18 protein-coding genes are annotated in these 20,232 nt (G+C 69.1%); 8 read left to right on the top strand and 10 right to left on the bottom strand.

Translation table 11 applies throughout. The features are described from left to right. Positions 1-124 precede the first annotated feature (124 nt). Together secG and DL991_RS11245 are read left to right on the top strand one after the other, a co-directional pair. Positions 125-355: a preprotein translocase subunit SecG gene (gene secG, locus DL991_RS11240; protein ID WP_125783705.1), complete on the top strand. Its 231-nt coding sequence runs from the start codon at positions 125-127 to the stop codon at positions 353-355. Positions 356-420: 65 nt separating this feature from the next. Beyond that, positions 421-762 (top strand): RNA polymerase-binding protein RbpA, encoded by a 342-nt coding sequence (locus tag DL991_RS11245; protein ID WP_034311760.1) that lies wholly within the window; start codon positions 421-423, stop codon positions 760-762. Positions 763-775: 13 nt separating this feature from the next. Here the strand turns inward: DL991_RS11245 and DL991_RS11250 are convergent, their stop codons facing one another. From DL991_RS11250 to tkt, 7 genes are all read right to left on the bottom strand, one after another. Continuing rightward, the gene (locus DL991_RS11250) at positions 776-1,978 is read right to left on the bottom strand and encodes a sensor histidine kinase (RefSeq protein WP_199746306.1); all 1,203 of its coding nucleotides are present in this window, start codon (positions 1,976-1,978) and stop codon (positions 776-778) included. Positions 1,979-2,454: 476 nt separating this feature from the next. After that, a complete protein-coding gene (pgl, locus tag DL991_RS11255) occupies positions 2,455-3,210 on the bottom strand; it encodes a 6-phosphogluconolactonase (RefSeq protein ID WP_125783707.1) in 756 nt (251 codons plus the stop codon). Next, on the bottom strand, positions 3,207-4,208 hold the full coding sequence (gene opcA, locus DL991_RS11260; RefSeq protein WP_125783709.1) for a glucose-6-phosphate dehydrogenase assembly protein OpcA: 1,002 nt from the start codon (positions 4,206-4,208) through the stop codon (positions 3,207-3,209). Before opcA ends, pgl begins: the two co-directional genes overlap by 4 nt. Continuing rightward, positions 4,205-5,734: a glucose-6-phosphate dehydrogenase gene (zwf, locus tag DL991_RS11265; protein ID WP_125674953.1), complete on the bottom strand. Its 1,530-nt coding sequence runs from the start codon at positions 5,732-5,734 to the stop codon at positions 4,205-4,207. The genes opcA and zwf overlap by 4 nt, the downstream gene beginning before the upstream one ends. Next, a complete protein-coding gene (locus tag DL991_RS11270) occupies positions 5,731-7,350 on the bottom strand; it encodes a glucose-6-phosphate isomerase (RefSeq protein ID WP_125783711.1) in 1,620 nt (539 codons plus the stop codon). Before DL991_RS11270 ends, zwf begins: the two co-directional genes overlap by 4 nt. Positions 7,351-7,358: 8 nt before the next feature. After that, a complete protein-coding gene (tal, locus tag DL991_RS11275) occupies positions 7,359-8,471 on the bottom strand; it encodes a transaldolase (RefSeq protein WP_125783713.1) in 1,113 nt (370 codons plus the stop codon). 18 nt (positions 8,472-8,489) lie between these two features. Next, the gene (tkt, locus tag DL991_RS11280; protein WP_125783715.1) at positions 8,490-10,592 is read right to left on the bottom strand and encodes a transketolase; all 2,103 of its coding nucleotides are present in this window, start codon (positions 10,590-10,592) and stop codon (positions 8,490-8,492) included. A 298-nt stretch (positions 10,593-10,890) separates the two neighbouring features. On the opposite strand from tkt, the gene DL991_RS11285 reads away from it, so the two are divergent. The 4 genes from DL991_RS11285 to DL991_RS11300 all read left to right on the top strand — a co-directional run bounded on the left by DL991_RS11285 (position 10,891) and on the right by DL991_RS11300 (position 16,241). Next, the gene (locus tag DL991_RS11285) at positions 10,891-11,871 is read left to right on the top strand and encodes a heme o synthase (RefSeq protein WP_125783717.1); all 981 of its coding nucleotides are present in this window, start codon (positions 10,891-10,893) and stop codon (positions 11,869-11,871) included. Between the two features lie 274 nt (positions 11,872-12,145). Further along, the gene (locus tag DL991_RS11290; RefSeq protein WP_233598789.1) at positions 12,146-13,327 is read left to right on the top strand and encodes an MFS transporter; all 1,182 of its coding nucleotides are present in this window, start codon (positions 12,146-12,148) and stop codon (positions 13,325-13,327) included. 69 nt (positions 13,328-13,396) lie between these two features. Further along, the gene (locus DL991_RS11295; protein WP_125784018.1) at positions 13,397-15,652 is read left to right on the top strand and encodes a UvrD-helicase domain-containing protein; all 2,256 of its coding nucleotides are present in this window, start codon (positions 13,397-13,399) and stop codon (positions 15,650-15,652) included. 10 nt (positions 15,653-15,662) lie between these two features. After that, positions 15,663-16,241: an FKBP-type peptidyl-prolyl cis-trans isomerase gene (locus tag DL991_RS11300; RefSeq protein WP_125783718.1), complete on the top strand. Its 579-nt coding sequence runs from the start codon at positions 15,663-15,665 to the stop codon at positions 16,239-16,241. 111 nt (positions 16,242-16,352) lie between these two features. On the opposite strand, the gene DL991_RS11305 is transcribed toward DL991_RS11300, so the two are convergent. Together DL991_RS11305 and DL991_RS11310 are read right to left on the bottom strand one after the other, a co-directional pair. Further along, positions 16,353-16,889 (bottom strand): GNAT family N-acetyltransferase, encoded by a 537-nt coding sequence (locus tag DL991_RS11305; protein WP_125783720.1) that lies wholly within the window; start codon positions 16,887-16,889, stop codon positions 16,353-16,355. Beyond that, positions 16,886-17,857, bottom strand: a complete 972-nt coding sequence (locus DL991_RS11310; protein WP_125783722.1) for a quinone oxidoreductase — start codon at positions 17,855-17,857, stop codon at positions 16,886-16,888. Before DL991_RS11310 ends, DL991_RS11305 begins: the two co-directional genes overlap by 4 nt. Positions 17,858-17,952: 95 nt before the next feature. Between DL991_RS11310 and DL991_RS11315 the strand changes: the two genes are divergently transcribed. Together DL991_RS11315 and DL991_RS11320 are read left to right on the top strand one after the other, a co-directional pair. Beyond that, complete coding sequence (locus tag DL991_RS11315; protein ID WP_125783724.1) at positions 17,953-18,261, top strand: hypothetical protein; 309 nt, start codon at positions 17,953-17,955, stop codon at positions 18,259-18,261. After that, positions 18,258-19,124, top strand: coding sequence for a RimK family alpha-L-glutamate ligase (locus tag DL991_RS11320; protein WP_125783726.1), 867 nt, complete (start codon positions 18,258-18,260; stop codon positions 19,122-19,124). The genes DL991_RS11315 and DL991_RS11320 overlap by 4 nt, the downstream gene beginning before the upstream one ends. A 121-nt stretch (positions 19,125-19,245) precedes the next feature. Here the strand turns inward: DL991_RS11320 and DL991_RS11325 are convergent, their stop codons facing one another. Beyond that, entirely contained in the window at positions 19,246-20,193 is a 948-nt protein-coding gene (locus tag DL991_RS11325) for an acyl-CoA desaturase (RefSeq protein WP_125783728.1), read from the bottom strand. Positions 20,194-20,232 lie beyond the last annotated feature (39 nt).

The following is a 20,232-nucleotide window of genomic DNA, read 5'->3' on the forward strand; positions in this document are numbered from 1 at the left end:
GTAACCTGGGTATCCGGTCCGTCACACAGCAGTGGACGAGTCCAGGAGTACGGTGTGTTCTGGCGGTCGATAGCCGTCGGTGGCACACCGTTTTCCTGCATTCTCCAAGAGCGCAGAGGATGACATGAAGCTGTTCCTGCAAATCCTGTTGATCGCCTCCAGCTTTTTCCTGGTGGTCGCCGTGTTGCTGCACCGCGGTCGTGGTGGCGGTCTGTCTTCGCTGTTCGGTGGCGGTATGCAGTCGAGCCTGTCCGGTTCCAGCGTGGCCGAGAAGAACCTCGACCGGATCACGGTGCTGCTGGGTTCGGTATGGCTGATCAGCATCATCGGCCTTGGGCTCCTGCTCAAGGTCTGATCGATCCAGGTGTTTCGGCGTGCCTATGGGGGGCGCGCCGCCGATCCCTATAGGTGTGAGGATTCATGGTTGGCGGTAACGCGATTCGGGGCACCCGTGTGGGTGCCGGACCTTCGGGCGAATCGGAACGGGGTGAGTCGGCGCCACGGCGCCGCATTTCCTACTGGTGCGCCAACGGGCACGAGGCACAGCCCTCGTTCTCGATGGACGCCGAGATTCCCGACGAGTGGGATTGCCCGCGCTGCGGGCTGCCCGGTGGGCAGGACGAGAAGAATCCTCCTGCCGCGCCGCGGACCGAGCCTTACAAGACTCACCTCGCGTACGTGAAGGAACGGCGTTCCGACGCCGACGGCGAGGCCATTCTCGCCGAGGCGCTGGAGCGGTTGCGCCAGCGCCGGGAGATCTGAGACTCCCCGAGGCCTATCGGTCGAGCGGGTACCGGGCACGCACCCGGAACCCGCCGTCCTCGGTGTCGGCGGTTTCGAAGCTCCCACCCAGCAGTCGAGCGCGTTCGGCCAGTCCGGTCAGCCCGTGCCCTCCCGAGGGCAGGGCCGCACCGGCTGTCCGGGCGCGCTCATTGCGTATTTCGACCTTGAGGGAACCGTGCTCACCCTGGATCCGGATGGTCGCGGTGGCGCCGGGCGCGTGCTTGTGCACGTTGGTCAGGCATTCCTGCACGGTCCGGTAGGCCGCCGCCGAAACCTGGCTTGGCAGGAGGTCGGGGATCCGCTCGACGGTGAGGTGCACCGGGACGTCCGAGCCGCGGATCAGCCGGTCGAGTTCGTTGATCCCCGGCCGCGGTCCGTCGTCTTCGGAGCCCGAGCGCAGCACACTCACGAGTGAGCGCAGTTCCTCGAGCGTTTTGGTGCTCAGTTTCCGGATGACCTGTGCGGTCTCGAGCGAACGGGCGTCGGTGGTCTGCGCCTGGAGCGCGCCGGCCTGCATCGCGATCAGCGTGATCTGGTGCGAGACGACGTCATGCATCTCCCGTGCGAGCCGGGCGCGTTCCTCCGCGCGGACGGCGTCGGCGTGGAAGCGGCGCTCGCGGTCACGGCTGGCGGCGAGTTCGGAGAGCTTCTGCGAGATCTCGGTCCGCGCTCCGATGAGCAGGCCGATGGCCACCGGCATCCCGGCGACGATGACGCCGTAGATCCCGTCCAGAACGTGCTCGCGCCAGCTGAGCTCGACGAAGTCGGCCAGCGGCCATTGGACGAACCGGCAGGTGAAGACGAGCGCGAACCCGGTCCAGGTCTGCCAGTGCATCTGCTTGCGGGTGGCGAGGAAGCCGAGCGCGATCATCGCGGCCAGCTGGGACCAGCCCGCCAGGAATCCGGGGACGGTGACGATCACCGCGAGGAACGGCAGCTTGCGGCGGAACGCGAGACCGAGGCACGCGGCCCCGGAGAGGTAGATGGAGTACGGCTGGGCCTTCTCGGGGATCACCAGCCAGACATCGAGCGCGGCCAGGAAGATCGCGAGCGTATCGACGCCCAGCGCGACCAGCGCCGGACGTTTGATCCTGGCGAACGACATGACCCCGGCGGCACGGCGCATCCGGTCGGCGGCGTCCGCTCCGGAGCCGCCCACCGAGATACCTGGCATCGAGAGACCCTCTGTGCTCATCGCTGGCGACCTCACTCGTCTTGTGGACTTGAATGGTGAGACGTGTTCTTCGCCCGATCGGGACGCGCAGGAACGAACAAATGTGCGGATGCTAACGGGTGGATGTGCAAGGGCGGTAAGTTTCCCCCAGTCGGGCTAGCGACTGTCCGGTCACTGTCCGTTCTGCGGACAAGTGCATGAACGTTCGGTCGGTCAAGGCGCGGACCGGACCACCCGGGCTCGGTGGTCCGTTGATCGTTCCGACGCGCGAACGGACCGTCTCTGATGCGAAAGCCGGCAGGAGTTGATCTTTGTCACTTTCCGCCCCCAGACGGTTACAGAAGGCGTGATGCCGTGAACGCCTCCTTCACTACCTTCAGGGTAGGGAAGGAGATCGTCGCGGACTTCCGCCATGGGGGTGTCACGAGTCCCGGATACGCGTGAAGGCCCCCTTCCCTCGGCTCAGCCGAGGGAAGGGGGCCTTCACGCGCAAAGCGTCAGCCCGTAGGTGGCTGATAGACCTTCGTGAGTTTCGAGGCGGAACCCCGGTCCAGCAGCCAGAGCGTGCGACGGCTGCCGCGGGCTCCCGCCACCGGGATCTGGACCTCGCCCGCACCGGCCAGCGCCTGCGCGACGGCGTCCGCCTTGGCGTCGCCGCCGGTGACCAGCCAGATGTCCTGCGCGCGACGGATCGCGGGCAGGGTCAGCGAGATCCGGGTCGGCGGCGGCTTCGGGCAGTCCCGCACCGCGACGACCGAACGCTCCTTCTCGTGCACCGCCGGGCTGTCGGGGAAGATCGAGGCGGTGTGCCCCTCACCGCCGAGGCCCAGCAGCATGATGTCGAACGCCGCGTCGTTGGCAGCCAGGACCTCCGCATAGGCCGCGGCCGCCGCGTCGACGTCATCGCCGAACTCGCCGTCCGAGGGTGCCATGGCGTGCACCCGCTTCGGGTCGAGCGGGACGTGGTCGAGCAGCGCTTCGCGGGCCTGCTTCTCGTTGCGGTCGTCCGAGTCCGCCGGGACGAAGCGCTCGTCGCCCCAGTAGAGGTCCAGACGCGACCAGTCGATGGCGTCACGGGCACTGGAGTCGCGCAGTTCGCGCAGGATCGCGATCCCGGTGCCGCCGCCGGTGAGCACCACCGAAGCGGAGCCCTTGGCAGCCTGGACGTCGACGATCCGGGTGACCAGCCTGGCCGCCGCGGCGGCGGCCAGGAGGTCCGGGTTCTCGTAGACGACGACCTCGGTCTTGCTCATGAGGTGCCCTTCTTCGACGAAACGGCGGCCTTCTTCGCCGCCGGAGCTGCCTTCTTCGCCGGAACGGCCTTGGCCGCCGTGCCCGACGAGATCTTGGAGAGCCCGTGGAGCGAAGCCTCGTAGACCTCGTCCGGGTCGAGCCGCCGCAACTCCTCGATCAGGCAGTCCTTGTTGTCCCGCCGCTGCAGGGCGATCCGGCGCGTCGGCTGGCCGGGCTGGGTCAGCATGCCGACCCGTCCGTCCGGCCGTCGCAGTTCCACGGGGCCGGACCGCCGGTCCAGCGTCACCGAGATGATGCCCGCGGCACCGGTGCTCTTGACCCGCTTCACCGGCACCTTGAGGTACTCGGCCAGCCAGCCGGCGAGCAGTTCGGTCGACGGCGAGTCCGCCTCACCGGTCACCGTCGCGCCGGTGACCTTCTCATGCGGCGGAAGGTCCAAAGCGGACACCAGCTGCGCGCGCCAGCTGGTCAGCCGGGTCCACGCCAGGTCGGTGTCACCCTCCACATAGGACTTCGCCCGCGTGGTGAGTGCCCTTATGGGCGCCTTCTCCGCCGCCGAGTCGGTGATCCGGCGTTGCGCCAGCTCGCCGAGCGGATCCTTGGCCGGGGCCTTCGGACCGGTGCCCGGCCACCAGGTGACGATCGGCGCGTCCGGCAACAGCAGCGGCACGACCGCGCTCTGGCCCTGCGAGGCCAGCGGACCGTAGAGCCGCAGGACGATGACCTCGCTCGCGCCGGCGTCGCCGCCGACCCGGATCTGGCCGTCGATCCGCGGCGCGGCGGTCCGCGCGCCCTTGGCCACCACGATCACCCGCGAGGGGTGTTCCCGGCTGGCCTCGTTGGCGGCTTCGATCGCCTCTTCGAGCTTGTCGTCGTCATCCGCCACGATGACCAGCGTCAGCACGCGGCCGAGCGCCACCTGCCCGCCCTGTTCGCGGATCTCGACGAGCTTCTTGTTCAGCTGCGACGTCGTGGTCGACGGCAGGTCGATGATCACGGACGCCTCCAGTTCCGGCCGGTACGTTCCAGCATTTCGTCCGCGGACGGCGGTCCCCACGAGCCGGGCGGGTACGCCTCGGGCGCGCCCTTCTTGGCCCAGTGGTCGAGGATCGGGTCCAGGATCTCCCAGGACAGTTCGACCTCTTCGTTCACCGGGAACAGCGACGGTTCGCCGAGCAGTACGTCCAGGATGAGCCGTTCGTAGGCCTCCGGGGACGACTCGGTGAACGCGTGCCCGTAGCCGAAGTCCATGGTGACGTCGCGGACCTCCATCGTGGTCCCCGGCACCTTCGACCCGAACCGCAGCGTGATGCCCTCGTCGGGCTGCACCCGGATCACCAGCGCGTTCTGGCCCAGTTCCTCGGTCGAGGTGGAGTCGAACGGCAGATGCGGTGCCCGCTTGAACACCACGGCGATCTCGGTGACCCGGCGGCCAAGCCGCTTGCCGGTGCGCAGGTAGAACGGCACCCCCGCCCAGCGGCGGTTCTGCACCTCCAGCGTCACCGCGGCGTAGGTCTCGGTGGTCGAGTCCTTCGCGAAACCGCCTTCCTGCAGCAGGCCCGGCACCTTCATGCCGCCCTGCCAGCCGCCCGCGTACTGTCCGCGCGCGGTGGTCTCGTCGAACGGTGCCAGCGGCTTGGTCGCCGAGAGCACCTTGACCTTCTCCGCGCGGAGAGCGCGGGGAGCGAACGAGACCGGCTCCTCCATCGCGGTCAGCGCGAGGAGCTGCAACAGGTGGTTCTGGATGACGTCGCGTGCGGCGCCGATACCGTCGTAGTACCCGGCGCGGCCGCCGAGGCCGATGTCCTCGGCCATGGTGATCTGCACGTGGTCGACGTAGTTGGCGTTCCAGATCGGCTCGAACAGCTGGTTCGCGAAGCGCAGCGCCAGCAGGTTCTGCACCGTCTCCTTGCCGAGGTAGTGGTCGATGCGGAACACCGACTCCTCGGGGAAGACGTCGTTCACGATCCCGTTGAGCTCCTTGGCGCTCTTGAGGTCGCGGCCGAAGGGCTTTTCGATGACGACGCGGCGCCAGGTGTCCTCACTCGCCTCGGCGAGGCCGGAACGGGCGAGCTGCTTGGTCACCACCGGGAACGCGCTCGGCGGGATCGACAGGTAGAACGCGGTGTTGCCACCGGTGCCACGTTCGGCGTCGAGATCCTTGACCGTCTGCGCGAGCCGGTCGAAGGCGTCGTCGTCGTCGAAGGTGCCCTGGACGAACCGGATGCCTTCGGCGAGCCGGTTCCACACCGACTCCTTGAACGGCGTCCGCGCGTGCTCCTTGACCGAGTCGTGCACGAGCTCGCCGAAGTCCTGGTGCTCCCAGTCCCGGCGGGCGAAACCGACCAGCGAGAACCCGGCGGGCAGCAGCCCGCGGTGGGCGAGGTCGTAGATCGCCGGCATCAGCTTCTTGCGGGCGAGGTCACCGGTGACGCCGAAGATCACCAGGCTGGACGGCCCGGCGATCCGCGGCAGCCGCTTGTCGCGCGGGTCGCGCAGCGGATTGTTCCAGGCACGTGTCACTCGCCGGCCTCCTGTACCGCGCGGACCAGTTCGGCCAGGCCGGCGGCCCGGTCGGTGAGGTGCATGCGCAGCACCGGACGACCGTGCTCGGCGAGCACCTGGCCGTCACCCAGCGCCTGCGCGTGCTGCAGGACGCCGAGCGTGTACGGCCGGTCCGGAACGTCGAGATCGTCTTCGACGGCGCCGGTGATCTGCAGGAAGACACCGTTCTGGTGCCCGCCCTTGTGGTACTGCCCGGTCGAGTGCAGGAATCGCGGGCCCCACCCGAAGGTGGTCTGGCGGCCGGTGCGCTTGGCGACCTCACCGCGCAGGACCGCCGTCGACGCGTCATCGAGCCGGTCGAGGTACGCCTGCACCGCGATGTAGCCGGTTTCCGGGGCGGAATCGAAGAAAGCCCGCAGGATGTCCGCGAGCTTCCCTTCCGTGGCAACACCTTCCGAGCCGAACACCTCGACCGCGCCGTCCACAGTGGACGGCTTCTCGCCGCCCTTGAGCGCGTCCGGGTTGTCGAGCAGGGAACGGGCGGCCTTCTTCGCGGCCTCGACGTCGGGCTGGTCGAACGGGTTGATCCCGAGCAGCCGCCCGGCGAGCGCGGTGGCGAACTCCCACAGCAGGAACTGCGCGCCGAGCGAGCCGGTCACGGAGATCTTCGCGGCGCCTTCCGCCGGTCCGACCGCCACCGGGGTGGCATCGGCCTTGGCGTCGGCGAATCCGGCGGCGCTCGGCCCCTCGACGGCGACCGGCAGGAGACCGGTGCCCTGCTTGCCGGTGGACTCGGCGATCAGCTGCTCCGCCCAGTCGGCGAAGCCCTTGATACCGGAACCCGTGTCGCCGATGACGACCTTCTCGGCGCCCTTCTCGTGCGCCGCAGCCCAAGCCGCCGCGAGTGTGACCGCGGGGTTGTCCACGGAGTCCGTGGCCAGCTCCTCGGCCACCGAAGCGGCCTGGTCGAGCAGGCGGGCGACGTCCGCGCCGGCGAGACCGGCCGGGACGAGCCCGAACGCGGTCAGCGCCGAGTAGCGGCCGCCGACGTTCGGGTCGGCGAGGAAGACCTTGCGGTAACCCTCCTTTTCGGACAGTTCCGCGAACGGCGAGCCGGGGTCGGTGACGACCACGATCCGCCGGGCCGCGTCGATGCCCGCGTCGGCGAAGGCCTTGGCGAAGATCCGCCGGTGGCTGTCGGTCTCGACGGTGCCGCCGGACTTCGACGACACGACGATGACCGTGCGCTCCAGGTCACCGGCGAGAGCGTCGGCGACCTGGCCTGGGTCGGTGGTGTCGAGGACGGTCAGCGCGACGCCGTCCGTCGCGGTGATGACCTCGGGGGCCAGCGACGAACCGCCCATGCCCGCGAGGACGACGCGGTCGACGCCCTCGGAACGCAGGTCGGTCCGCAGTGCCTCGATCTCGCCGATCAACGGCCGCGAGGACTTGTGCAGCGTCGTCCACGAGAGACGGATCGACGCTTCGGACTCGGCTTCGGGACCCCACAGTGTGGCGTCCTGGGACGCCAGTTTCGATGCGACCTGGTCGGCGACGAGCCGCTCCGCGAACGGAGCGGCTTCGCCGGCCAGGGCGGCGTCGATGATGTCGACGCCTGTCGTTTCCCCTGCCATGGTCCAGATCAGTCCTTTGCCTTTTCCAGCTGCCCGGAGACGGTCTCGAGAAGCTCCACCCAGGACTTCTCGAACTTCTCGACGCCCTCGTCCTCGAGGACCTTGAAGACGTCGTCGATGTCGATGCCGACCACACGCAGCTTGTCGAAGACGATCTGCGCGTCGGGGCCCTTACCGGTCACCGTGTCACCGGTGACGTCGGCGTGGTCCGCGGCCGAGTCGAGGGTCTTCTCCGGCATCGTGTTGACCGTGTCCTTGACGACGAGCTGGTCCACGTAGCGGGTGTCGGAGTACTGCGGGTCCTTCACACCGGTGGAGGCCCACAGCGGACGCTGCGCGTTCGCGCCGGCCTCCGCGAGCGCCTTCCAGCGGTCCGAGGCGAAGAGCTCTTCGAACGCCGCGTACGCGAGGCGCGCGTTGGCGATGGCGGCCTCGCCGCGCAGCGCGACGGCGGCCTCGGTGCCGATGGCGTCGAGCCGCTTGTCGATCTCGGTGTCCACACGGGACACGAAGAACGACGCGACCGAGTGGATGCCCTTGAGATCGTGGCCGTTGGCCTTCGCCTGCTCCAGCCCGGCGAAATAGGCCTCGATGACCGCCTTGTACCGCTCGACCGAGAAGATCAGCGTGACGTTGACGCTGATGCCCTCGGCCAGGGTCTTGGTGATCGCCGGGAGACCCTCTTCGGTGGCCGGGATCTTGATCAGCACGTTCGGCCGGTCCACGGTCTTCCACAGGTCCTGCGCCTCGGCGACCGTCTTGTCGGTCTCCTTGGCCAGCCGCGGGTCCACCTCGATGGACACCCGGCCGTCGACCCCGTTCGTGGCGGTGTAGACGTCGCGGAACAGATCCGCGGCGTTGCGCACGTCGGTGGTGGTCAGCTCGCGGATGGTGGCCTCGACGTCGGCGCCGCGGGCGGCGAGCTCCTTGGTCTGCTCGTCGTACGCCTCGCCCTTCGACATCGCGTTGGCGAAGATCGTCGGGTTCGTGGTGACGCCCACGACGTGCTTGTCGCGGATCAGGTCGGCGAGGTTGCCGGTGTTCAGGCGCTCACGGGACAGGTCGTCGAGCCAGATCGACACCCCGGCCTCGGACAGCTGCGCGAGCTTGTCGTTGCTCATGGCAGGTTCCCCTTCAGTTCAGTTCTTGGTGTTGGCGATCGAGCGACGGGCGGCCTCGACGACTGCCTCCGCGGTGAAACCGAACTCACGGAACAGCGTGGCGGCGTCGGCCGACGCACCGAAGTGCTCGATCGAAACGTTCTCCCCGGCGTCACCGGTGAAGCGGTGCCACGACTGGGCGATACCGGCTTCGACGGAGACGCGTGCCTTGACCGACGGCGGGATGACCGAGTCCTTGTAGGACTGGTCCTGCGCGTCGAACCACTCGACACACGGCATCGAGACGACGCTCGCCGGGATGCCGTCGGCTTCGAGGGTCTTGCGGGCCTCGACGGCCAGCTGGACCTCGGAGCCGGTCGCGATCAGCACGACCTCGGGGCTGCCGTTGGACGCTTCGGCGAGGACGTAACCGCCCCGCTTGACGCCTTCGGCGCTGGTGCCCTCCAGCACCGGCACGTTCTGCCGGGTCAGCGCGAGGCCCGACGGGTGGTGGACGTCCTCGAGGACGGCCTTCCACGCGTACGCGGTCTCGTTGGCGTCCGCCGGGCGGACGACGTTGAGGCCGGGGATGGCGCGCAGGGCGGAGAGCTGCTCGATCGGCTGGTGGGTGGGGCCGTCTTCGCCCAGGCCGATCGAGTCGTGCGTCCACACGTAGGTGACCGGCGCCTTCATCAGCGCGGCCAGCCGCACGGGCGGGCGCATGTAGTCGGAGAAGATCAGGAACGTGGCGCCGTAGGGGCGGGTGCCGCCGTGCAGCGCGATGCCGTTGAGGATCGAGCCCATCGCGTGCTCGCGGATGCCGAAGTGCAGCGTCCGGCCGTACGGGCTGGTCTTCCACATTTCGGTGGAAGCCTTCTCCGGGCCGAACGAGTCGGCCCCCTTCATGGTGGTGTTGTTGCTCTCCGCGAGGTCCGCGGAACCGCCCCACAGCTCGGGAAGCGGCTCGGCGAGCGCGTTGAGCACCTCACCGGAGGCCTTGCGGGTCGCGATGCCCTTGGCGTCCGGCTCCCACGTCGGCAGGTTGTCCGCGAAGCCCTCGGGCAGCGTGCGGGTCGACATCCGGTCCGCGATCTTCTTGCGCTCCGGGTTGGCGGCGCCCCACGCCTCGAACTTCTCCTGCCATTCGGCGCGGGCGGTCTTGCCGCGGTCGACGGCCTGGCGGGTGTGCGTGATCACCTCGTCGTCGACCTGGAAGTTCTGCGCGGGGTCGAAGCCCAGGATCTCCTTGACCGCGGCGACCTCTTCGGCGCCGAGCGCGGCGCCGTGCGCCTTGCCGGTGCCCATCTTCTTCGGCGCCGGGTACCCGATGACGGTCTTCAGCGCGATGAACGACGGGCGCTCGGTCTCGGCCTTCGCGGCCTTGATGGCCTCTTCGATCGCGACGACGTCCTCGCCACCCTCGACGACCTGGGTGTGCCACCCGTAGGCCTCGTAGCGCTTCACGACGTCCTCGGACAGCGCGATCTTGGTGTCGTCCTCGATCGAGATCTCGTTGTCGTCCCAGAAGACGATGAGGTTGCCCAGCTCCTGGCGGCCGGCGATCGAGGAGGCCTCGGCGGTGACGCCCTCTTCGATGTCACCGTCGGAAGCGACGACGTAGACGTAGTGGTCGAAGATGCTCTCGCCCTGCGGGGCGTCCGGGTCCAGCAGGCCACGCTCGCGGCGCGCCGCCATCGCCATGCCGACCGCGTTGGCCAGACCCTGGCCAAGCGGGCCGGTGGTGGTCTCGACGCCCTTGGTGTGGCGGTACTCCGGGTGACCCGGGGTCTTCGAGTCCCACTTGCGCAGCTGCTTCAGGTCTTCCAGCTCCAGGCCGAATCCGGCGAGGTACAGCTGGATGTAGAGGGTGAGGCTCGAGTGACCGGCGGAGAGGACGAAGCGGTCACGCGCGGGCCACTCGGGGTCCGCCGGGTCATGACGCAGCGTCCGCTGGAAAAGCGTGTACGCGAGCGGCGCCAGGCTCATCGCCGTGCCGGGGTGACCACTGCCGCAGTTCTCGACCGCGTCCGCGGCGAGCACCCGAACGGTGTCGACGGCCCGCGTGTCGAGGTCGGTCCAGTCGGCGGGCACGTTGCGCCGGAGGAGTGGGTTCTTCTCGCTGGTAGAGGCGGTTTCGGACACTGAACTCGAACTCCCCGTCATCAGGTTGTGGCTTCTCTTCCCTCGTGGGTAACCCACGTGTACCGCTACTAATCTCAATCGATCCGGAAGGGACGATATTCCTGGTCCGGGCCGTTCGCAGGGGCACGCCGCGAGCTACCGCGGCCAGCCTAATGGTTCGGCCGGTCGAGGACCCGCGATCACCCTCTGGAAACAGCACGTCTAACATCGGGGAAGGGTTCAGAACACGGGGATCCGGGGCCGCCACATCACCCGGAAGCCTGGTGGACCCGGCCCGAAAACTGACGCAGGGAGTGAAATGTCGTTGGTGAACGCTGCGCACGGACGCAGTGACAGCACCAGCGCCGTACATCCGACCGGTGAACGACCGCACGGTGGCCGGCGAACAATCCGCCAGGTCGTCGGCGCGTACGCCGCCCTCGCGAAGCCCAGGGTGATCGAGCTCCTCCTCGTCACCACGATTCCCGCGATGTTCCTTGCGGGACGGGAAATCCCGTCGCCGTGGCTGGTACTCGCGACGCTCGTGGGCGGCACCATGGCCGCCGGTAGCGCCAACGCCTTGAACTGCGTCATCGACGCGGACATCGACAAGGTGATGAACCGCACGAAGCGCCGCCCGCTGGTGAAGGAGTCGGTGCCCCGGCGCGGCGCGCTGATCTTCGGTCTCGTGCTCGGTGTCCTGTCCGCCGTGGTGCTCTATTTCACGGTGAACCTGCTCTCGGCGATTCTCGCGATCGCGACGATCTTGTTCTACATCTTCGTCTACACGCTCGTGCTGAAGCGGCGTACGTCACAGAACGTGGTCTGGGGCGGTGCGGCGGGCTGCATGCCGGTGATCATCGGCTGGGCAGCCGTCACCGGCACCGTCGAGTGGCCCGCGTTCGTGATGTTCGGCGTCATCTTCTTCTGGACCCCGCCGCACACCTGGGCGCTGGGCATGAAGTACCGGGACGACTACGAGCGTGCCGGTGTGCCGATGCTGCCGGTGGTCGCCACCCCGCAGCACGTGGCACGGCAGATCGTCATCTACTCGTGGGTGATGGTCGCCTGGACGCTGCTGCTGGTCCCGGTGACGAGCTGGATCTACACCACGTTCGCGATCCTGGCGGGCGGCTGGTTCCTCTTCTACGCGCACAGCCTGAACGCGGCGGTTCGGCGTGGCGAGGAGACCAAGCCGATGTCGCTGTTCCACCGGTCGAACACGTACCTGATGATCGTGTTCGTCGCGCTGGCCGTCGACTCGGCCATCGGCCTGCCCGTCATCGGCCTGCCTTTCTGATCTTGTTGCGCGTGAAGGCCCCCTTCCCTCGGCTCAGCCGAGGGAAGGGGGCCTTCACGCGCAACGCGCTCGGGTCGCGACAGTGGAACGCGCGGATCCGCTTGGTCGCGCACACTCCAGCGCTCTCAACAGGAAGGTTGCCCCCAATGTGGCATTGGGGACGCTCAACGTCCCCAATGCCACATTGGGGGCAACCGGAGGATGATCGGACCCGGCTTCTCAAGGGGTGGCGCGCGTTGCCCAGCCCGGTTACCCGTCAGTACCGTCCGGCGGAGTGACGAGTACAACCGAGCGCCCGGCCGCGGTCCGAGCCGAGCGCAGGACCATGGCGGTCGCCTGCCTGGTCGTCTTCACCGCCCAGATGGCGACGACGATCTACCTCCCCTCCCTCCCGATGATCGAGCGCGACTTCGCGGTGTCGCGCGGCTTCGCGGCGCTCTCGGTCTCACTGTTCGTCGTCGGCGCGGCGGCGCCGGTGGTGCTCTGGGGCCGCGCGGCCGACCGGCTCGGTAGGCGTGCCGCGCTGCTCAGCGCGCTGGGCCTGTTCGTCGTCTCCAGCGCGGTCCTCATCGCGAACACCTCGCCGGCGTGGCTACTCGTTCTCCGTTCCCTGCAAGGGATCGGCGCAGGGGGTGCGGCCATCATCGCCCGTATCGCCGTCCGTGACCTCGGCGACGGCGACGCGCTCGCCAAACGGCTTTCGGTGCTGTCCATCGCGTTCGTCACCGCGCTCGGCGGCGGGCAGTTCGTCGGCGGGCTGATCGGAGAGTGGCGTGGCGGGTTCGTCGTGCTGGCGGCGGCGGGTGTGCTCTGCGTCATCGGCACGCTCACGATTCCGCTCGGCCGGGGCCGCGAGGAGAAGACGGGCATGCTCCGGATCTACTTCCGGATCCTCAGCGTCCCGGCCTTCCTGCGGCCGACGATCGCGGCGGGGCTCGGCTTCGCGACGATCGTGCTCCTGCAGGAGGTCGCGCCGTTCGTCTTCCAGCAGCGCTTCGGACTGAGCGTGGACCAGTACGGCAGCCTCGGCCTCCTGTTCGGCCTGGCCTACTTCGGCGGCGCGTTGCTGGTCAACCGGCTGGCGGGCCGCAAGGGTTCGCCGTGGGTGATGCGGGCGGGCGCGCTGGTCATGACCGGCGCCGGTGCGCTGACGATCGCCTTGTGGCTCGTGCCCGCGATCCCGCTCACGGCCGCACTCGTGACGTTCATCGCGTTGTACTGCGGGATCACCTTCGGCCAGGCCGCGCTCTTCCCGAGCAGCATGGCCGTCGCGGTGAGCGAGGTACCCGGACAGGGCGCCTACGCCGTCGCGCTGTGCGGGTTCGTCGCGCAGTCCATCGCGGGCTTCGCGGCCACCTTCGCCGCGCTGCTCCACGAAAACGTCGTGTGGGCGAGCGTCGCCACAGGTCTGTCCCTCGGTGCCTTCCTCCTGGTCCGGGTGACCGCGAGGGAATGAGATGATGGCGGGCGCCGTTGTAAACCTTTCGGCCCCTGTCCCACCTCTCGAAAGCAGGCTGCTTTGTCCGTGTCCCCGGACCGGGAACTCGACGCGATCGAGCAGGACGTCGCGCTCGAGCAGGAGTACGTCACCACCCTTTACCGCAAGCTCGACGTCGAACGCGCCGAGGCACAGCGCAGGCTCGACCAGACGCTGCGCCAGACCGGCGGCACCCCACAGGCGCGCACCGAACGCGACGTCGCCACGACGCTGTACACCGACAGGCTGGCCCAGCTGGGCTCCGTCGAGCAGGGCCTGTGCTTCGGCCGCCTCGACTTCCTCCCCGAGCACGCGGAGGAGACCACCTACATCGGGCGGCTCGGGCTCTTCGACGAGGACGACGACTACCGCCCGCTGCTCGTCGACTGGCGCGCGCCGGTCGCGCGGCCGTTCTATCTGGCGACCGCCGCTTCACCCGAAGGTGTCCGCCGGAGGCGGCACATCCGGTCGCTGAGCCGGAAGGTCGTCGGCGTCGACGACGAAATCCTCGACCTCTCCGCCGCGGACCAGGGGCAGGACCTCGGTCTCGCGGGAGAGGCGGCGCTGCTGGCCGCGCTCGAACGCCGTCGCACCGGTGAAATGAGCGACATCGTCGCCACCATCCAGGCCGAGCAGGACCGCATCATCCGCGCGACGCCCAACGGCGTGCTCGTGGTCCAGGGCGGCCCCGGCACCGGCAAGACCGCGGTCGCGCTGCACCGCGCCGCGTATCTGCTCTACACGCACCGGCAGCAGCTCACCACGCGCGGCGTGCTCGTGGTCGGGCCGAACAGCACGTTCCTCCGTTACATCGGGCAGGTCCTGCCGTCGCTCGGCGAGACCGGCGTGCTGCTGGCGACGATCGGGCAGCTGTACCCGGGTCTGGACGCCACCGGCCCGGTCACGCGTGAGGCCGCCGAGGTCAAGGGCCGGGCGGTGATGGCCGACGTGCTGGCCGACGCCGTCCGCGACCGTCAGCGGGTGCCGCAACCGGTGCTGGAGATCGAGTTCGAGCGCGAGATCCTGATGCTCGACCGCAAGACCTGCACCGAGGCGCGGACGCGGGCCCGCCGCTCGCGCCGTCCGCACAACCTCGCCCGGCGGATCTTCGTCTCGGACCTCCTCGACGCGCTGACCCGTCAGGCCGCCCGGAAACTGGGGGAGGACCTGCTCGACGCGCGGGACGTCCAGGACATCCGGGCCGAGGTCGCCGCCGACAAGAACGTGGCCGCCGCGATCGACGGGCTGTGGCCGACGCTCACCCCCGAGATCGTGCTCGACGAGCTGTTCGCCGACCGCGAACGGCTGCGCGTCGCGGCCGGGAAAGCCTTGTCCGAAACCGATCGGGAGCGTCTCTACAGCCCGACGGACACGCCGTGGAGTCCGGCCGACGTCCCGCTGCTCGACGAACTCGCCGAGCTGCTCGGTGAGGACGACACCGATGCCCGCGCCGAGCGCGCCCGCCGCGAACGGGAAGACCGCGCCTACGCGGAAGGCGTGCTCGACATCCTCGAACAGGACGAGGAGATCGTCGACGAGGAGCTGCTGCGGGTGGGCGACGTGCTCGACGCCGAACTGTTCGCCGAACGTCAGCAGCGCCGCAGCGAGATGACCGCGGCGCAACGGGCCGCGCAGGACCGGACCTGGACCTTCGGGCACGTGATCGTCGACGAGGCGCAGGAACTGACCGCGATGGACTGGCGGCTGCTGATGCGCCGTTCGCCGAACCGGTCGATGACGCTGGTCGGTGACGTCGCGCAGACCGGCGCTTCCGGCGGCGCGCGATCCTGGGGTGAGGTGCTCTCGCCCTACGTCGCCGACCGCTGGCGACTCGAAGAGCTGACGGTGAACTACCGGACCCCGGCCGAGATCATGGTCGTCGCGTCCCGCGTGCTCGCCGACGTCAACCCGGAGCTCGAAGCGCCGGTTTCGGTGCGGGAGACGGGATTCGAGCCTTGGCTGCGTTCCGTGGAGCCGTCGGAGCTCGGCACCGACCTGCCGGGGATCGTCGACGCCGAACTGTCCGCTGTGGACGGTGGGACGGTCGCCGTGCTGTGCCCGGCCTCCCGGGTCGCTCCCGTCTCCGAGACGCTCGGCGAGGCGGGGGACCGGGGGTCGGTGATGGCGGTGGACCGGGCGAAGGGCCTCGAGTTCGACTCCGTGGTGCTGATCGCGCCGGACGAGGTCGTCGCCGAGTCGCCGCGCGGCCTCAACGATCTTTATGTGGCCCTGACCAGGGCGACCCGTCGGATGGGCGTAGTGCAGACCGGTGACCTTGTTCCGGCGCTGGAGGGTCTTGGCTAAGGTCGGCCGCATGCGCACATTCGGCAAGATCGTGGTCATCGGCGCGGGCGTCCTCGCCCTGGCGGCCTGTGGCGAGAAATCGAACACCGCAGGTTCCGCCCAGTCGTCCTCCGGTGCGGCCCCCGCGTCGGCGTCGTCGTCCTCTTCGGCCGCGGCCGCCCCGAAGGGCAAGGAATGCACGGCGGACGACGTCAAGACCACCGGGAAGTTCGGGGAGGCGCCGACCATCACCATCCCGGACGACTGCGACCCGCCGAAGAAGCTCATCACCAAGGACCTCGAGCCCGGCACCGGCGAGGGCGCCAAGGCGGGCGCGAACCTGAAGATGAACTATTCGCTGGTCACCTGGTCCAACAAGCAGAAGCTGGACAGCTCGTTCGACCGGGGCGAGCCGTTCGACCTGACGCTCGGCGCCGGCGACGTCATCAAGGGCTGGGACCAGGGCCTCGATGGGATCAAGCAGGGAGCGCGGCGCCTGCTGATCATCCCGCCGGACCTCGGCTACGGCCAGGGCGGCAACGGCATCGCGCCGAACGAGACCCTGGTGTTCGTCACCGACGCGGTGAGTGTCCCGACAGCCAAGGGCTGATGGGCACTTCGGACGGCCGAGTCTACCGTGGACGGGTCCGTGAAGGCCTCCTTGAGGGACTCTGGGTCCCTCAAGGAGGCCTTCACGGAACTGGGCGCGCCAGCCGAGGCGTCAGCCGGCGTACTCCCAGGTGAGCAGGGTGACCTCGACGCCCTTCTCGATCTCGACCTTGGGCGGCAGGTCGGCGGGGACGTAACCCGCGCGGCGGGCGACGGCCTCGCTCGCCGCGTTCTGAGAGTCGATCCGCAGCCGAAGCGGGCTGAGCCCGAGCTGCAGCGCGTACGCGGTGAGCACCCGGAGAGACCGTGCCGCGAGATCTTGGCCGCGGTGGGCGCGCCCGACCATGTAGCCGAGTTCGACCGGGTCCGACGGCTCTCCCGGCAGCATCAGCACCACCTCGCCGAGCGGCTCGCTCCCGTCGGTCGTGATGGCGAACCGGAGTCCTTTGCCTTCCGCACGACGGTTGACGCACTTCGCGTAGTGGGCCTTCGCGGCCACCTCGTCGAACGGTGAGGCCAAGGGGGTGAACCGCGCGACGGCGGGGTCGTCGAACAGCTCGGGCATCCCCGCGACGTCGTCTTCGGTCCACTCCCGCAGGACGAGCCCCTCGCCTTCGAGCCGGACCTCCTCCGGCCAGAGCACCGTCACGGGATCAGCAGGAGCTTGCCGGTGGTACGGCGCCCCTGGAGGTCTTCGTGTGCCTGACGGGCGTCTCCCAACGGGTACCGGCCGCCGATCCGGATGTTCAGCGAGCCGTCCTGAACGGCGGTGAACAGTTCGTTCACCCGCCACTCCAGTTCCTCGCGGGTGAGCACGTAATGCGCGGAGGTCGGGCGGGTGAGGTACACCGAGCCGCTGCGGTTGAGCAGTTGCGGGTCGATCGGCGGCACCGGGCCGCTGGCCGCGCCGTAGAGGGCGAGCAGGCCGCGGATCTTCAGGCTCGCCAGGCTGCCGTCCACAGTGGACTTGCCGACGCCGTCGTAGACCACCTCGACGCCCTTGCCGCCGGTGAGGTCTCGGGTGGCCTTCGCGAAGTCGACCTGGTCGTAGCGGATGACGTCGTCGGCGCCCGCCTGCTTGGCGAGTCCGGCCTTCTCGTCGGTGGAGACGGTGCCGATCACGCGGGCGCCGCGCGCCTTGGCCAGCTGGACGAGCAGCAGGCCCATCCCGCCCGCGGCGGCGTGGATCAGCACGTCGTCACCGGCCTTGACCTCGTAGGTCGAGGCGATCAGCGCGTGCGCGGTGATGCCCTGGAGCATCGTGGCGGCGGCGGTCTCCTCGGTCACGCCGTCGGGGATCTTCACCGCGATCGTGGCGGGGAGCAGACGGCGCTGCGCGTAGCTGCCGAGCGAACCCTGCCAGGCGACCCGGTCGCCGACGGCGAAACCGGTGACGTCCGCGCCGACCGCGGCTACCGTGCCCGCGCCCTCCATGCCAAGGACGAACGGCGTGTCGATCGGGTAGATGCCCTCGCGGTGATAGGTGTCGATGTAGTTGACGCCCGCCGCCGCGACGTCCACGAGCAGTTCCCCGGCTCCGGGATCGCCGACCTCGACTTGCGCCAGCTCAAGGACTTCGGGACCGCCGGTTCGCCGGATCTGCACTGCCGTGGGCATACATCCTCCTCGTTCAAGGTCGTTCCGACCGGGACAACTATGGCCGACGCCACGGTTATTCCGCGTCGCGGGCCTTTCGCGGTTAAGCTCTGGCCGTGGCTGAGACCGAAGAGAAGACCGAGACCGCCGCCCCCACGTCGCGCCAGGTCGCGGCCGCCCGTGACTTCGTGAAGCGGCACGGGAAGCCGTCGCGCGCGGTGGTGGAGAACATCGGCCGGATCGGCGCCAGGGTCGTGCTCGTCGGCGCCGACGGCGCGCTCGGCGACGTCGTCGTCGCCTCCGTGGAGGCAGGCGAGGCGCTGGTCGAGGCCGTCGAAGACCTCGAACCCGCCGAATGGGACAGCGAGACCGTGAAGGCCACCAAGATCGGCCCCGAGCACCGCCGCCGGATGGCGGGGAAGTGAGCGGATCCGCGATCTTCGTCGCCTGCTCCGCCCTGCCGGAGGGCGACGGCGACGAGCACGCTGTTCCCGAGGCGCTGGCCGACCTCGGTTTCAAGACCCGCTGGGCCGCCTGGGACGACACGACCGTCGACTTCGGCGCGGCGGACATCGTCGTGCTGCGCGCCACCTGGGATTACGCCGAGCGCCGCGACGAGTTCCTGTCCTGGACCGAATCCGTGCCCACGCTGGCCAATGCGGCCGAAGTCGTGCGGTGGAACACCGACAAGTCCTATCTGGCCGAACTGGGTGACGCCGGGGTCGCGGTCGTGCCGACGACCTTGATCGCGCCCGACGACCCGGCCCCGCGCTGGCCCAAGGGCGAGTTCGTGCTGAAGCCCGCCGTCGGTGCCGGCTCGCGAGGAGCCGGCCGGTTCACCGCGGGCGACGCGGCCGCCGCTCATCTCGCCGGGCTGCAAGCCGACGGGAACACCGTGCTTCTCCAGCCATATCAGTCCAGTGTGGACAGTGACGGTGAGATCGCGCTGGTGTACTTCGGTGGCGTGTATTCGCACGCGTTCTCGAAGGCCGCGATGCTGGGCCGGGAGCTCGACGAGTCCGGCCTGTACGTGACGGAAAAGCTCGCGCCCGTGCAGCCTGCCCCAGGCTTCCGCGCGCTGGCCGAAGACGCTTTGGACGCGACAGCGGCGCTGCTGGGCATCCTGCGCGCGGAACTGCTCTATGCCCGCGTCGACCTTGTCGCCGGGCCGGACGGCAGGCCGTTGCTGCTGGAACTGGAGCTCGTCGAGCCTTCGCTCGGGTTCCGGCAGACCGAGGCCGCCGCGGCTTGGCGCTTCGCGTCGGCTGTGCGGCAGCAACTCGCCTGACCCGCCTCACCACGTGAGATGAAGGGGCCTTTCATTGCAAAATTTGCAATGAAAGGCCCCTTCATTGCAGCCGTCGCCCAGGGCAACTACCGCATTCAGGTGACCAACTGCGAAGAGGGTGTCAGGCCGGTTTGACGCGTTTCGCCGCGAGGCGCTCCGGCTTCGGCCACCGCACATCGCGCGCCCAGCCGAACTTCTCGAACAGCCAGATCACCCGCGCCGACACGTCGACCTGCCCGCGCAGGACACCGTGCCGCGCGCAGGTCGGGTCGGCGTGATGGGAGTTGTGCCACGACTCGCCCATGGACAGGATCGCCAGCGGCCAGAAGTTCGCCGCCTTGTCGCGGCTGGCGAACGGGCGCTCGCCGACCATGTGGCAGATCGAGTTCACCGACCAGGTGACGTGGTGCAGGAACGCGATCCGGACCAGCCCGGCCCAGAAGAACCCGGTCACCACACCCCACCACGACCAGCTGAGCAGCCCGCCGAGCACCGCGGGCAACAGCAGGCTCAGCGTGATCCACAGCCAGAAGTAGCGGTTGACCACGCGAAGGTCCTTGTCGGCCACCAGGTCCGGCGCGAAGCGGTCGTAGTTCGTCACCTCACGGCTGAACATCCAGCCCATGTGAGCGTGCCAGAAGCCGCGCAGCAGGGCCGACGGCGACGTCCCGAACAGCCAGGGGGAGTGCGGGTCGCCTTCGCGGTCGGCGAAGGCGTGGTGGCGACGGTGGCTGGCCACCCAGAAGATGACCGACCCCTGCACCGCGAAACTCCCGGCGATGGCGAGCGCGATCCGGAGCGGCCGTCCGGCCTTGAAGGCGCCGTGGGTGAAGTAGCGGTGGTATCCGACGGTCACCCCGAGCGTCCCGACGGTGTAGAACACGGCCGCCAGCACGAGATCGACCCAGGTCATGCCCCAGCCCCACACGATCGGCACCGCGGCGAGCAACGCGACGAACGGGACCAGCAGGAAGGTCTTGAGGATCAGCATCTCCCCGGAGCCTCGCCGGTGGGAGATCAGGGGTTTGGACGGACTGGCCGGTGCGTCCGGCTCGGTGCTGGCGGTCATACGACACCTCGTGCCTCGACTCGGTGGTGAACCCCCGTG

Origin of the sequence: Amycolatopsis sp. WAC 01375 (genome assembly GCF_003947325.1) — a bacterium.
In the GTDB taxonomy this organism is placed as follows: domain Bacteria; phylum Actinomycetota; class Actinomycetes; order Mycobacteriales; family Pseudonocardiaceae; genus Amycolatopsis.

Coding starts and splice junctions, on each gene's coding strand:
- secG (WP_125783705.1), top strand. CDS start 125: ATGAAGCTGTTCCTGCAAATCCTGTTGATCGCCTCCAGCTTTTTCCTG.
- DL991_RS11245 (WP_034311760.1), top strand. CDS start 421: ATGGTTGGCGGTAACGCGATTCGGGGCACCCGTGTGGGTGCCGGACCT.
- DL991_RS11250 (WP_199746306.1), bottom strand. CDS start 1,978: ATGAGCACAGAGGGTCTCTCGATGCCAGGTATCTCGGTGGGCGGCTCC.
- pgl (WP_125783707.1), bottom strand. CDS start 3,210: ATGAGCAAGACCGAGGTCGTCGTCTACGAGAACCCGGACCTCCTGGCC.
- DL991_RS11270 (WP_125783711.1), bottom strand. CDS start 7,350: ATGGCAGGGGAAACGACAGGCGTCGACATCATCGACGCCGCCCTGGCC.
- tal (WP_125783713.1), bottom strand. CDS start 8,471: ATGAGCAACGACAAGCTCGCGCAGCTGTCCGAGGCCGGGGTGTCGATC.
- DL991_RS11285 (WP_125783717.1), top strand. CDS start 10,891: ATGTCGTTGGTGAACGCTGCGCACGGACGCAGTGACAGCACCAGCGCC.
- DL991_RS11300 (WP_125783718.1), top strand. CDS start 15,663: ATGCGCACATTCGGCAAGATCGTGGTCATCGGCGCGGGCGTCCTCGCC.
- DL991_RS11310 (WP_125783722.1), bottom strand. CDS start 17,857: ATGCCCACGGCAGTGCAGATCCGGCGAACCGGCGGTCCCGAAGTCCTT.
- DL991_RS11325 (WP_125783728.1), bottom strand. CDS start 20,193: ATGACCGCCAGCACCGAGCCGGACGCACCGGCCAGTCCGTCCAAACCC.